This window comes from Vibrio sp. SCSIO 43140 (genome assembly GCF_023716585.1).
In the GTDB taxonomy this organism is placed as follows: Bacteria; Pseudomonadota; Gammaproteobacteria; order Enterobacterales; family Vibrionaceae; genus Vibrio; species Vibrio maritimus_B.
In genome coordinates this window covers 1,755,377-1,769,172 of record NZ_CP071851.1, presented here as the reverse complement: position 1 = coordinate 1,769,172, position 13,796 = coordinate 1,755,377, and the positions used below count along the sequence as shown (strand labels likewise).

Genomic DNA, 13,796 nt, shown 5'->3' with positions numbered 1-13,796 from the left:
TACTATGTCGACATTAGCCATTGCCATCGGCGCCACCAGTTTGTCACTTGTTCTGGTGTTCGTCTGGATGTTCTCACTCTCTCTACGCAAAAAGCGTATGGAGGAGGAGCGCATCGCTAGAGAAGCTGCCTATCGAAGAGCAATGGAAAAAGCTCGTCAGCAGGAAAGACAAGATCGAATCTTTAAAGCAGAGACTGGTCATGTTCCTACCATTTTATATCTCGCCAAAGAAGCAGAACGAAACAAACCCAACGAAGCGCTTTATTGGTATCACAAAGGCGCGTTGCTCGACAACATTACCGCCATGTACGGCATTGTTCGCTTAAGTGATAAAAAGCGCGAAGACTTGGTGTTGCGTGAGCAGGCCAATTACTGGCGCTTGTGCATTGCAGGGGCTGAGGGCGATATCCATGCCAAATTTGAAGCCGCGAAAGCGCTTATCTATGGCAAGGGTGTCGAACGAAATATTCCACAAGGTGTTGCTAAGGTTCAAGAAGTCGCAGAAGAGGGCAATCTCGAAGGGATCTTGTTCATGGGAGATTGGAACATCTCACCAGACAACCCAACGCCGTCACCAAAACAATCGACAGAATGGTTTGAGATCGCCGCCGACAAGCAAAGTGAAGAAGGGATGACCAAGCTTGGTCTTAACTACTTGAACGGCGTTGGCGTCGAGCAAGACATTCAACGTGCCTGTTACTGGTTAGAGCGAGCCGCGGAGAAAGGCAATGTTGAGGCCATGTACTTTGCCGGCGAAGCCTGGCGTGAAGTAAAGCCTAATGGCGCGTCTATCGCCTATATTTGGTTGTTTATGTCGGCGTACATGGGGTATGAACCTGCCAAATCGGCTCGCGATACCGTGGGAAGCACGTTAGGTGTGGATTCTGTTGTAGGTCTTCAATCACTAGCCAAGCCAGTACTGAAGAAACTCCAATTCGGACCCGTTGTAAAACACTCGCTCATTCGTGCCCTCAACAAGCTCTATAAACGTGAACTGCCTCTGTTTGGTTTAACTATAGACAAAGCGGCAAGCAAAGAAGAAGTAGAGCAACCAATCCCATCTAATGAAGTGTCAGAGCAGGAGCAGCCACAACCGGATACTGATGACAGCTCCGCTCAGTATTCGTATTCCAGCTACGGAACCAACTACACCGCATAAAGTTTCAAATATGACGTGCTGTTTCATATAGGGCGGTTATCTAATGCGTAGAAATCATTTTTGATTGTATATTTCATTATTGTTACTAGATGATTTCATGTCTGTACTCGTTGATGAAATTTAACTCAATATTGATGTGAGTCTCGTCACTCAATGTAGGGGTTTGACATTTCCATGACAAAAACAATGTTCAAAAAAATATTCTGAGCTCAGTTTTGGTGTGACGCATGAGGATGCTTGGCAGTGGCCTCATCGTTTGCACATTAAATCCGGTGCCGAATTTGGCATTCCTGTTCTATACGGAGCTTTTTATGAAATCTTTTAAAATGACATTGGCGGCTGCTCTTGTTGCTGCAGTAGCACTTCCGGCAAGCGCAAACTACGTTGACGTTCGTGGTGCATACAACACAGAAGCAAAAACTTACGAGAGCCGTGTTCGCGCGGGTATGGGTTTTGCTGAAGACTGGGAAATCCACCTAGAAGGTACTCAAGGTCACGGCGACAAAGCGTTTAGCCAAAACCAGCACACAGTAGCTGCGTTCGAGACTGAGCTTAACTACAACTACGCGATCAACGACAACGTGACGCTAACTCCAGGTTTCGTATACTGGAATGGTACTAACCACTCTGAGTACCGTCCGTACCTAAAAGCAACGTACGCGACTGGCAATTTCTATACAGCTGCTCGTTACCGTTACCAAGCTGCAACTAACGCAGCAGACGGTTCTAACGTGAACAACACTAACCAAGTTGACGCTTGGGTTGGTTACAACGTTGCAGACTTCAACCTAGAATATAACCCAGCTTATATCTCGCAAAAAGACGGTGGTAAGATCAACAGCGATCTATCTCGTGCTGACAGCAAGTGGGAACACACGTTCCAAGTGAAATACACTGGCTTTGACACGTGGGCACCTTACCTAGATTACCAAATTCTAGATAAGACTTACGTTAACCAAAACTCTGAAGTTAAAACTGAAAACCGCGTTCGTGTGGGTGTAACGTTCAACTTCTAATCTGCTTAGCGTAGATAAAAGTTAACCAGATCCTAAGAAAATGCCGCTCTTTAAGAGCGGCATTTTTTCTTTTGGGAGAACTGCATTCTCATTAAACAGGAAGAGCCATTGGTTTTAGATTATCGCTAACTAATAGCTTGGCTTCCGTTGCGGCTTGTACGTCTTCGACAGTAAACTCTGGCGCAAGCTCAGTCAGCAACATTCCTTTCGATGTAATCTCGATAACGCCCATCTCAGTCACTATAAGGTCAACCTGATTAACTGCAGTCAGTGGCAGTGAGCATTGACGTAAAAGCTTAGGTTTGCCTTTCACTGTGTGTTCCATTGCCACAATGACCTTTTTGGCTCCTACCACGAGATCCATCGCGCCCCCCATGCCAGGGACCATTTTCCCCGGAATGATCCAGTTAGCGAGATTGCCTTGTTCATCAACTTGCAGCGCGCCAAGCACGGTTGAGTCAACATGACCGCCACGAATGATGGCAAAAGATGCCGCACTGTCGAAATAGCAACTGCCCTCGATTGCGGTAATAGGTTGTGCACCCGCGTTAACGAGGTCGGGATCTGCATTTTCCTCGGTCGCCAAGTTGTCGATGCCCAGCAAGCCGTTCTCTGCCTGCATTAAGATCTCGACCTCTTTGTCAACTTCATTGGCCACGAGTGTTGGAAGGCCAATGCCAAGGTTGACGATATCGCCGTCACGCATTTCTTGAGCCACACGCCACGCGATACGGCGACGGATGGTGTGTTTATCCAATTGAGTCGTCATTACGCATCCTCCGTCAAAATGTAATCTACGTATAGGCTAGGTGTGTGTACTGATTCAGGCTCAATATCACCCAGATTAACAATCGTTTCCGCTTCTACGATCACGGTGTCAGCAGCGGTTGCCATCAAAGGGTTAAAGTTCTGCGTTGTCTTGCGATAAAACACGTTACCACGGGTGTCGACGATTGAGCCGCGAATCAAGGCGACGTCTGCTTTAAGCGGCGTTTCAAGTAGGTAATCTTTTCCATCAACCTTGATGACCTGTTTACCTTCCGCTACTAACGTACCTAAACCTGTTGGCGTTAATACGCCGCCCAATCCAGCGCCGCCGCTTCGAATACGCTCCGCCAAGGTCCCTTGGGGGACGAGTTCTACATCAAGCGTGCCCTCGTTCATTTGTTTGCCCGTTTCTGGGTTTAAACCAATATGAGACGCATAGAGTTTACTGACGCGTTTTTGCGCAATGAGCTTACTGGTGCCATAGCCAGGTGTCGCGGTATCCGTCGATATAAGAGTGATGTCTTTTATGTCCCACTCATTGATTAAATCAATTAAGGACTCTGGAGCACCCGTCGCCATAAATCCACCGATCATGATGGTCATTCCGTCATGGAAAAGAGGACGAAGCTGCTCGGCATTTGCAGATTTTTTCATCGTATTCTCCCTAGTTGCAACGTTTCAAGATGACAGCCGTACCCATACCACCGCCAATACAAAGTGATGCTAAGCCAAGGTCTTGCTGGGTTCGGTGAAGTTGATACACCAAGGTCGTTAGGATGCGGTTGCCTGAGGCGCCAATAGGGTGACCGAGTGCAATTGCCCCTCCTGAGAGATTACTGCGCTCTAGTAGCCACGGTGCATCAATATCATGTTGCTCCGCAAGAGAGTGGACAACGCCAAGCGCCTGGGCGGCAAACGCTTCGTTGAGCTCGAACACCTCAATATCATCAATCGACAAATGCGCTTTGTTTAGTGTATTCGCGATGGCGGGTACTGGACCTAGTCCCATTACTTCAGGAGCGAGCGCGCCTTGCCCATATTCAATCACCTCTGCAAGTGGTTTGAGGTTCAACCTCGCTACCGCGCTCTCTGATGCAAGTAGGATGGCTGATGCTCCGTCATTGATGCCAGAGGCATTGCCTGCGGTGACACTGCCTTCTGCATCGAATGCAGGGCGGAGTTTTTGCAATGACTCATAAGTACAATCGGCTTTTGGATATTCATCGTATTTGACTTCAATTTGACGACGTCGATTGACGATGGAAACCGGCGCAATCTCTTCATTGAAGTCGCCGTTATTAATGGCGTTCACCGCTTTTTTCTGGCTATTGAGTGCAAACGCGTCCTGCTCTTCACGAGATAGGCTGAACTTCTTCGCGATGTTTTCAGCTGTGATCCCCATATGGTACTGATGAAACGCATCCGTTAGACCATCTTTAATGATGCTGTCTTCGAGGGGAAGGTGACCCATTCGTTGACCACGGCGAATCTGTCCTGAAGTAATAAATGCGGCGTTGGACATGCTCTCCATACCGCATGCAACGACCACCTCTACATCTCCCGCTCGAATGTGGCTTGCGGCATCCATTACGGTTTTCATGCCGCTGCCGCAGATCATATTGAGCGTATAGGCTGGCACGGAGTCAGGTATTCCGGCCTTTAATGCTGCTTGTCTTCCTGGTCCCATGCCGGCGCCAGCGGTGAGCACATTACCCGCGATCACTTCATCAACCATGTCTGGCGATATGTCTGCTTGCTCTAGCGCTGCTTTGATAGCATGCGCGCCAAGCTCCGATGCCGATAGGGCGCTCAATGCACCATTAAAACTGCCAATAGGCGTGCGTTTTGCCGCCACGATAAATACACGTTCCATGCCTGTCTCCTAAATTTCCAAGCTTGATACCAGTCTAAATCGTCAATGCGTTGGAGCGTTATAGGCAGGAATTCAAAGCCGCTTTGCAGATTTGCAAAACCCAAGTTAGTGACGGATCACGTCTTTTTATTGGGCTAACTCTTATCTTGGAATCATCAATGCTGAATTAAAACTAGTTGGAGATAAAGTATGAAAAATCGAATCGCATGCGCCCCATGCTGCTGGGGGATAGAAGAGTCTCACAGCCCGGAAAACCCAAGCTGGGGCAAGGTGCTCATGGAGGCCAGTGACAGTGGCTATCAAGGCATTGAGCTTGGTCCGACCGAGTACTTTCCCGAGGATGAATCACTACTAAGCAGTGCTTGCAGAACCCGAGGACTCACCATTTGTGCGGGAAAGCTTCAACTGCCATTTAGTGACGTAAATGCCTTAGAACAGATTCTCGACGAGACTGAAAAAACATGCGTTCGTCTGAGTAAACTTGGTGCTAAGACGTTGCTGCTAATGGAAGGAAATCATCCAGAGCGTAATACTTCAGTCGGCCAAAGTGCGACGGCACCTAGGTTGAATAAGGTTCAGAAAGACGCCTTAGTCGATGTACTAAATAAAGTCATCGAAGTTGCAGATAAGTACAGCTTAAGGTGTTTATTGCATCCAGGTGTTGGCGGTTACATCAGCTTTCAAGATGAAATTGATTATGTCCTGTACGCCATCCCTAATAGTAAGCTAGGTTTGTGCATCGATATTGGGCATACCTTCTTAGATGGTATGGATCCCAGCCAAGTGATTAAGCAATATGCAAGTCGGGTTGAACACGTTCACCTTAAGGATGTGTCCGTCGATAAATTGAGGCTGGCGATACGCGACAAGAAACCTTGGGTGGACGCTTATGCAACTGGCTTGGTCACCCCTTTAGGTGAAGGCGACATTAAGCTGAAACATGTACTTTCGTCGTTAAAAGAGGTCGATTATCAAGGCTGGCTTGTGGTTGAGCATGAGCATGATAAGAGTGAGCTTACTCGCGTCGTAGACGACCTCAAACGCAGTCGACACTACTTAACCGCCGTTGGGGTATAGCAGTGAGCGTGGTCAACGATCCACTTTTCTATGTCATGGCTGTTCCTGCCGTCCTTATCTATGGAATTGGCAAGGGCGGTCTTGGCGGGGCGTTAGGCATTATCGCCGTGCCGCTTATGGCGCTCGTCGTCGCACCAACACAAGCAGCGGCGATATTGCTGCCGATTCTAATCGTGATGGATATCTTTGCGGTTCGTCACCATTACAAAAACGCGGACTACAGAGTGATCAAAAGCATGCTGCCAGGCGCTTTGCTCGGCGTGTTGCTAGCGGGGCTGTTTCTGGGAGTGACTTCAGAAGCGGGTCTAAAGCTTACTATTGGTTTGCTGTCACTAGCATTCTGCTTTCAGTACTGGCTGGGTGGCGAGCGTGAGCGATCAAAGCCAAGTGCTTTTTCGGCGTGGTTCTGGAGCAGTTTAAGTGGATTTTCCAGCACCGCTATTCATGCGGGTGGAGGACCGGCAAGTATCTATTTGTTACCGTTGAAGCTTGAGAAGGTTACTTTGATTGCAACCATGGCGGTGTTGTTTGGTCTTATTAATCTCGCGAAAGTGATTCCATATCTAGCACTAGGTGAGTTCGATGCGACCAACTTGCTAACAGCTCTTATTCTGACCCCTTTGGCTCCGCTTGGCGTTAAACTCGGGGTAATGCTGCTGCATCGCGTCAGTCAGGCGAGGATCTATCAGCTTTGTTATCTGTTCCTGTTTTTATCGGGTAGCAAGCTCTGTTTTGATGCGGCTGTTGCTGTCATTTAATTCCCTGCATTTGGGTCATCACTTAACAAGTACGTTTTGAACTTTGTAGCAGTTGGTGAAGCCGACTGCGGCGAGTGATAGTACAGGTTGAGGCTCCACACGCTAGTCTCATAATCAAGCAAAAGTGGCTTTAACTTGCCATTATCAATCGCCTCATTGACTACAAAGTCTGGCAAATAGGCGATACCCATTCCGTTCATTACCCCTTTTAGAAGTAAATCACTGTCGTTGACCTCAATGGTTTTTGGCACCTTTAAAAGAATATTTTCAGACTGACGTCTAAAGATCCAATCGTTGCTGCCTGTTAACGTTGTTGCTACTAAGCAAGGATGTTTAAGGAGATCTTGTGGATGCTCAGGTTCATTGTGATCACTCAGGTAGTCGGGGGAGGCCACAACGACGAATGGGCATTGCATTAGCTCTCTTTTCACTAGCAATAAATCTTTTTCACGATAGCCCTGATAGCTCGCATTGGCGCTGATCATCAGGTCACTGGTACTCGCATGGTCCAGTGCCCAAGGGGTGACATTGATATTAAAAGTGACCTCAGGGTGATCGTTGGCGTAGTGACGCAGTTTATCCATCAGAAAGTGATTGGCATAAACGGGTGTACAGGCGATATCAATATGACCTTTCTCATGGGATTGATAGTCTTCGAGCTTACGCGTAATGCGCTCGGCACTATCGACAAGTGGCGAGAATTCTTCAAACAAGGTTTGCCCAGCGTGTGTTGCCTCTAAAAGGCGATTTGAGCGATAGCAAAGCGCTGTCCCGAAGTGACTTTCTAGCTCTTGCAACCAACGACTGCCCGCGGAGACCGAGATATTGCAGCGCCGCGCAGCCGACGATATTGAACCAGAGCGAATGACATAGATAAAGAAAGCCATTTTATCGAGCATAAGTTGTCTCCTCGTGTATCGGTTTCGCGTTTGAAAAACATTGAGATTTAAATCGTGAAAACAGAAACGAAAAATGGGAACGGACAATATCCGTTCCCAAGTTAGCTGACTGACTAATGGTTAAACATGAGCTTGGTCAGTTGAGTGGGTATGCTTTTTACCCAGTTTCTCTGCCATTGCTTCTTCCATTTTCTCGAGGCTGACGCCTTTGGTTTCAGGTACGTAGCGAACGACCACAAACATACAGATGATGGAAAGAATTGCGAATAACCAGAAGGCGAAGGCACCGTTAAAGTTCTCTTGCAGGTAAGCGTTGTCATTCAGCATAGGGAATGATTGTGTGACGATGAAGCCAGTGAACCATTGTGCACCTACCGCAATTGCCATTGCACGTGAGCGGATGCTGTTTGGGAAAATCTCGGAAATCATAGTCCAACATGCACAGCCCCACGACGTTGCGTAAGAGACAACATACAGACACAGCGCGAATAGAGCAGCGTACCCTTCTGTTTGTTGATACAGCACGTAACCAACGACAAACATACCAAGTGCGCAGCCAAATGTGCCGTATTTCATCAGCGGTAGACGACCCACTTTGTCGATAAGGTACATACCCAAAGCGTTACCTAAGATAAACACGACGCCGACAAATGTAGTTTGGAAAAGCGCATTTTCAGTAGAGCCAGTAATTGGCTTAAGGATCTCTGGTGTGTAGTACATGATGACGTTGATACCAGTTAACTGCTGAGCCGCTGCGACAAACGTACCGATGACCAAGATAGCAAATAGAAGGGGAGAACGTAGGCTGACTTTGTTTTTGTTAGAGGAGCGGCTGTCCTTTAGAGAGTCTTGAATTTCAGAGATGAGTCGGTCCGCATGTTCAGGATTCGAGATGCGAGAAAGTGTTGCTTTCGCTTCGGTGAGTTTGCCTTTTAGTACTAACCAACGTGGTGACTCTGGAATAATAAATAGTAGTGCAGCAAACAGAGCTGCAGGGATGATCTCTGAACCGAGCATCCAACGCCAGCCCATATCTACCAACCATGCTTCTGACATACCTTTTGCGATGAGGTAGTTAACATAAAACACGCCAGTTTGACCAATTACGGCAGACTGTTGGAACATACTTACTGCTCGCCCACGAAAATCCTTTGGTGCAACTTCTGACATATACATGGGTGATACCACGCACGCCAAGCCAACGGCGACACCACCGACAATACGTAACATGACATAAAAACTGAATGTACTGGCGAGTGCTGAGCCAACCGCGGAGATCATAAATAAGATGGCGGCGATAAAGAGGGTGTTACGTCGTCCGTATTTTAGTGCTGCCCAACCAGCACTCACGGCACCGATAATACTGCCGAGTACCACACTGGATACGGCCCAGCCAGTTTGTGCGGAACTGAGTCCGAAGTGTTCACGGATGGGACCAATCGCACCGGATATTACCGCGGTGTCATAGCCTAAGAGGATTCCACCGAGCGCTGCTATACAACAGATACGAACGATATAGGCAATATTGTGCTTACTAGCTTCTACCTTGGATGTTGCTTCCATTAGATTTTTCCTTATTGAGATTCCCTCAAAACTGTCCCTCTACCATCGAACAAGGTTTAGCTGAGGTGAGCCCAATACTTCGGTTTGTAGGGTACGAGTATTGGCATTCTATAAGTCCAGCAGATGTTATAGTTGTGTGTGTTTGAAAATTATTTTTCATTTTGCTGGTGTTTTAATCATATGGACTCTTTTTGATTTCTACTACCGGTAAACTGTCATTTTGTCCAAAAATGTTACCTCTATCAAACTATGAAAAATCTTTATCAAATCCTACAATTAGAATAAATTATTGATTTTAATGCGTAATTTAAAAGTGAGATCTAGATCAAAAACAGTGGGAAGCCACGTGCTATATAGGTTTTTTCCAAATTTATGTTGTTTTGAAAATCTCATTGAGTGAGATGAAAAATATTTTTCATATGTAATTTTTTGGGCTAAATTAGTCCTCAGTGAAACAACAGGAGATGTTCAAAGCTTCCCTACACGATGACTTAGTCAACGAGATAGCTTTGAGTCACTTGGAAAATCTTTAAAACATTGTCGGAGAATAAAAATGAGCAACGTGCAATATGGAATTAGTCCACTGACTTGGACCAACGATGATATGCCAGAGCTTGGTGGCGAGATCCCTTTGGAAACGTGTTTAAGTGAAATGGCTGAAGCTGGATTCACAGGCACAGAGCTAGGCACTAAGTACCCACGTGAGCCTGAAGTACTCGTCCCACTACTAAAAGAGCACGGTCTGGTATTAGCGTCGGGTTGGTATAGCGGCAACCTAATGACTATGACAGCAGATGAAGAGATCGCAGCGATGCAAGATCACATCAAGCTTTTGAAAGCAGCAGGCTGTAAAGCAATGGTATATGGCGAAGTGAGCAATACCGTTCACGGCGACATCAACACGCCACTTTCTCAACGCGTCATTCTATCAATGGATGAGTGGAAGATGTACTGCGGGAAACTAACAAAAGTAGCGGACTACCTACTGAACGAGCATGACATCAAGCTCTCTTTCCACCATCACGTTGGCACTATCTGTGAAACAGAAGATGACATTAATCTAATGATGGAGTTCACAGGCGACTCTGTATTCCTAACGCTAGATACAGGTCACATCACCTACGGTGGTGGTAACCCAGTCACCATGATTGAGCGTTGGGGTCACCGTATCGGTCACATGCATTTCAAAGATCTTCGTTTAGACGTAATGAAAGCGGCACGTGAAGCGGACAAGTCTTTCCTAAATGCAGTACTAGATGGCGTATTCACAGTACCTGGAACGGGTGATGTGGACTACGACGACGTATTTGCAGCGCTTAAAGCGCGCAACTACCAAGGTTGGTTATTGGTTGAAGCTGAGCAAGATCCTGCAAAAGCACACCCACTAACGTTCGCGAAAACAGCTTACGAGAACATCACAGGCTACGCGGAAAAATACGGCTTGTAATAGAGCTCTGGATAATGGGGAGCAACGCTCCCCATGAAAAAAGCTACGGGGTTAGGGATGCAAAACGTAGCTTACTCATGGAATGGACAACGTTGAGACTACCGAGGAAGAGAATGAAAACTGTACGCCTAACTGTCGCAGAAGCGCTTGCACAATACTTAGCTGCTCAAATGATTGAAATTGATGGAAAGAAAGAGCAACTGTTCGGCACCGCTTTTGCCATATTCGGTCACGGTAATGTGACGTGCTTTGGACAGCAACTTAAGAACATTGAAGATAAAATCCCGACTTGGCGTGGTCAAAACGAACAGTCGATGGCGACGGCTGCCATTGCTTATGCAAAAGCAAACCAGCGCCAACGTATTGGTATTGCGACGAGCTCGATTGGCCCTGGTGCGACTAATATGGTGACAGCAGCAGGTATTGCTCACACCAACCGATTGCCCGTTCTTCTGATCGCAGGTGACGCTTACGTAAGTCGCCTACCTGATCCTGTATTGCAGCAACCCGAGAACTTCTATGATCCATCTATCACTTGTAATGACGCATTTAAACCTTTGACGCGTTATTGGGATCGCATTATCTCACCAACTCAGTTGATGCATTCTTTACCGCAAGCGATCGACACCATGCTTGATCCAGAGACATGTGGCCCAGCATTCATTGGTCTTCCTCAAGACATTCAAGGCGTCGCATACGACTTCCCAGAAGTCTTCTTTGAAGAGAAAGTGCACCGCATTCGTCGCCCAGAGCCAGAAATTGCTGATTTGGAAGATGCAAAAGCAGTACTGATGAAAGCAGAAAAGCCGCTGATTGTTTCTGGTGGCGGCGTTCATTACTCGCTCGCAACGGATGAGCTTGCGGCATTCGCGAAACAGCACAATATTCCTGTCGTTGAGACCATCGCAGGTCGAGCAACGATGCTACAAGACAATCCGTTAAACGCTGGTCCTATCGGCGTCACTGGCTCGGATTCAGCAAATTATATGGCAGCACACGCTGATGTTGTGGTTGCTATCGGTACGCGTTTGCAAGACTTCACAACGGGTTCGTGGAGCGTGTTTAAAAACCCAGACATGAAACTGATTACTATCAACGTCGGACGCTTCGATGCAATCAAACACCGCGCATTGCCAGTCAAGTGTGATGCAAAACGCGGTCTGGTTGAACTATCGAAACTGCTTGGTGATTGGGAAGGTGACAGCGCGTGGGCACAAACAGCGAAAACACAAGCTGATGAGTGGAAAGCTGTGGTTCACCGTCGTACTAACCCTCAAGAGGGCGACTTGCTACCAGGTCTTTCTTCTTACGCAGAGGTGATTGGCAAGCTAAACAAATCTATGCAGCCAGGGGATACGGTGTTAACAGCAGCAGGCGGCTTACCTGCTGAGCTAGCAATGAACTGGCAAAACTACCAAATCGGTAAGTTTGATATCGAGTTCGGTTTCTCTTGCATGGGCTATGAAATCGCCGGTGGCTGGGGTGCAAAAGTAGCTAACCCAGATAACGACGTGGTCGTGCTTGTGGGTGACGGTTCATACCTGATTCAAAACTCAGACATCTACTCATCAGTACTGACGGGTCACAAGATGATTGTTGTGGTATGTGATAACGGCGGTTTCGCGGTCATCAACAAGCTACAAAACAACACGGGTAACGACTCATTCAACAACCTACTTGAAGACTGCCGCCGTCCAGATGGCGAAGTGGCTCGCGTAGACTTTGCCAAGCACGCCGAAGCACAAGGCGCAATCAGCGAGAAGTTAACGTCTGTTGATGAGTTTGATGCAGCATTCCAACGCGCGAAAGAAGCGGACCGTACTTACGTCATCGTTGTCGACATTGACCCAGTATCACCAGCAGCGTGGTCTAAGTGCGATTGCTGGTGGGAAGTCGGTCTACCAGAGGTGACTCGCAACGACCACGTGGCAGAGAAGGTTGCCAGCTGGGAAGAAGGTCGCGCCACACAGCGCCGCGGCGTCTAGTTCAGAATTCTATTTAATTTTCTAACACTTAATCTCGGCTCCTAAACACTAGGAGCCACACAAGGAGTCAAGCATGTTTAATGAAGAGCGTCATTTTGAGCAGCCAATTCGTTGGGCAATGGTAGGTGGTGGTCGTGGTAGTCAAATAGGCTACTCTCACCGCAATGCAGCGCAGCGTGATGGCCTGTTTAAGTTGGTGGCTGGTGCGTTTGACCTAGATGCTGAGCGCTGCCGCGATTTCGGTGTCAATCTTGGACTAGACCCAGAGCGCTGTTATTCAAGCTATAAAGAGTTATTTGCGCAAGAAGCACAGCGTGAAGATGGCATTCAAGCGGTATCTATCGCAACGCCAAACTCTACTCACTACGAAATCTGTAAAGCCGCACTAGAAGCCAAGCTTCATGTGGTGTGCGAGAAGCCAATCACCTTTACCACAGAAGAAGCCGAAGAGCTCAAAACCATCGCAGCACAAAATAACTGTGTCATCGGTGTTATGTATGGCTACACCGGCTTCCCAATGGTTCAGCAGGCTCGTGAAATGGTTCAGCGTGGCGACCTTGGTGAAATCCGAGTCATCAACATGCAGTTCGCGCACGGCTTCCACAACGAAGAATATGAAAAGAATGATCCGGGTCTGAAGTGGCGTGTAAGCCCTGAAGTATCGGGTCCAACTTATGTGCTAGGTGACATCGGTACTCACGCGTTTTATCTCAACGAGGTGATGACAGGTCTAGAAGTCGATAGCTTGGCATGTATGCGCCAGAGCTTTATCGAATCGCGTGCGCCACTCGAAGATAACGCTCACGTGATGATCAAGTTCAAAGGTGGCGCAGTGGGCACCTTGTGGGCATCTGCAGTCAACTCTGGCTCAATGCACCAGCAGAAGATCCGCATCGTTGGTTCGAAAGCGTCTATTGAATGGTGGGATGAGTATCCAAACCAACTTCGTTACGAAGTGCAAGGCGAAGCACCTCGAGTGCTAGAGCGCGGTATGGGCTACCTCTACCAAGATGCAGAAGGTGTCGCATCTAACCGAGTTGGCGGTGGTCACGCTGAAGGCTACTTCGAGTCTTGGGCAAACCTGTATCACCGCTTTGCTTTGGCGTTCGATGCTGCTGATAGAGATGATCAAGAGGCGCTAGCTGGTATCTGGTTCCCAGGTATTGATGCAGGTATCGAAGGCGTACGTTTGTGTGAGAAGTGTGTTGAGTCAGCAGACCAAGACGCGGCTTGGGTTAGCTACAAATAATA

12 protein-coding genes are annotated in these 13,796 nt (G+C 47.6%); 7 read left to right on the top strand and 5 right to left on the bottom strand.

Annotation, left to right across the window (positions count from 1 at the left end):
* Positions 1-4 precede the first annotated feature (4 nt).
* Together J4N45_RS26355 and J4N45_RS26350 are read left to right on the top strand one after the other, a co-directional pair.
* A complete protein-coding gene (locus J4N45_RS26355) occupies positions 5-1,159 on the top strand; it encodes a tetratricopeptide repeat protein (RefSeq protein WP_252015689.1) in 1,155 nt (384 codons plus the stop codon).
* A 311-nt stretch (positions 1,160-1,470) separates the two neighbouring features.
* On the top strand, positions 1,471-2,175 hold the full coding sequence (locus J4N45_RS26350; protein WP_234496192.1) for an oligogalacturonate-specific porin KdgM family protein: 705 nt from the start codon (positions 1,471-1,473) through the stop codon (positions 2,173-2,175).
* Positions 2,176-2,266: 91 nt separating this feature from the next.
* On the opposite strand, the gene J4N45_RS26345 is transcribed toward J4N45_RS26350, so the two are convergent.
* From J4N45_RS26345 to J4N45_RS26335, 3 genes are read right to left on the bottom strand one after another with little or no spacing between them, the layout of a single operon-like run.
* On the bottom strand, positions 2,267-2,944 hold the full coding sequence (locus tag J4N45_RS26345; protein WP_252015686.1) for a 3-oxoacid CoA-transferase subunit B: 678 nt from the start codon (positions 2,942-2,944) through the stop codon (positions 2,267-2,269).
* Positions 2,944-3,597: a CoA transferase subunit A gene (locus J4N45_RS26340; RefSeq protein ID WP_252015685.1), complete on the bottom strand. Its 654-nt coding sequence runs from the start codon at positions 3,595-3,597 to the stop codon at positions 2,944-2,946. Before J4N45_RS26340 ends, J4N45_RS26345 begins: the two co-directional genes overlap by 1 nt.
* Before the next feature lie 10 nt (positions 3,598-3,607).
* Positions 3,608-4,816, bottom strand: a complete 1,209-nt coding sequence (locus J4N45_RS26335; protein WP_252015683.1) for an acetyl-CoA C-acetyltransferase — start codon at positions 4,814-4,816, stop codon at positions 3,608-3,610.
* Between the two features lie 189 nt (positions 4,817-5,005).
* Here J4N45_RS26335 and J4N45_RS26330 point away from each other — a divergent pair, with 189 nt between their 5' ends.
* Both J4N45_RS26330 and J4N45_RS26325 read left to right on the top strand, forming a co-directional pair.
* Complete coding sequence (locus tag J4N45_RS26330) at positions 5,006-5,893, top strand: sugar phosphate isomerase/epimerase family protein (protein WP_252015680.1); 888 nt, start codon at positions 5,006-5,008, stop codon at positions 5,891-5,893.
* An 8-nt stretch (positions 5,894-5,901) separates the two neighbouring features.
* Positions 5,902-6,651: a sulfite exporter TauE/SafE family protein gene (locus tag J4N45_RS26325; RefSeq protein ID WP_503058241.1), complete on the top strand. Its 750-nt coding sequence runs from the start codon at positions 5,902-5,904 to the stop codon at positions 6,649-6,651.
* Here the strand turns inward: J4N45_RS26325 and J4N45_RS26320 are convergent.
* Complete coding sequence (locus tag J4N45_RS26320; protein WP_252015676.1) at positions 6,648-7,550, bottom strand: LysR family transcriptional regulator; 903 nt, start codon at positions 7,548-7,550, stop codon at positions 6,648-6,650. The two genes, J4N45_RS26325 and J4N45_RS26320, sit on opposite strands and share 4 nt — an antisense overlap.
* Before the next feature lie 120 nt (positions 7,551-7,670).
* A complete protein-coding gene (locus J4N45_RS26315) occupies positions 7,671-9,113 on the bottom strand; it encodes a sugar porter family MFS transporter (protein ID WP_042469741.1) in 1,443 nt (480 codons plus the stop codon).
* A 553-nt stretch (positions 9,114-9,666) separates the two neighbouring features.
* Here J4N45_RS26315 and iolE point away from each other — a divergent pair.
* From iolE to J4N45_RS26300, 3 genes are all read left to right on the top strand, one after another.
* Entirely contained in the window at positions 9,667-10,560 is an 894-nt protein-coding gene (gene iolE, locus J4N45_RS26310; RefSeq protein WP_252015674.1) for a myo-inosose-2 dehydratase, read from the top strand.
* A gap of 113 nt (positions 10,561-10,673) precedes the next feature.
* Positions 10,674-12,545, top strand: coding sequence for a 3D-(3,5/4)-trihydroxycyclohexane-1,2-dione acylhydrolase (decyclizing) (iolD, locus tag J4N45_RS26305; RefSeq protein WP_252015672.1), 1,872 nt, complete (start codon positions 10,674-10,676; stop codon positions 12,543-12,545).
* A 73-nt stretch (positions 12,546-12,618) separates the two neighbouring features.
* Entirely contained in the window at positions 12,619-13,794 is a 1,176-nt protein-coding gene (locus J4N45_RS26300; RefSeq protein WP_234496202.1) for a Gfo/Idh/MocA family protein, read from the top strand.
* Positions 13,795-13,796: the final 2 nt, after the last annotated feature.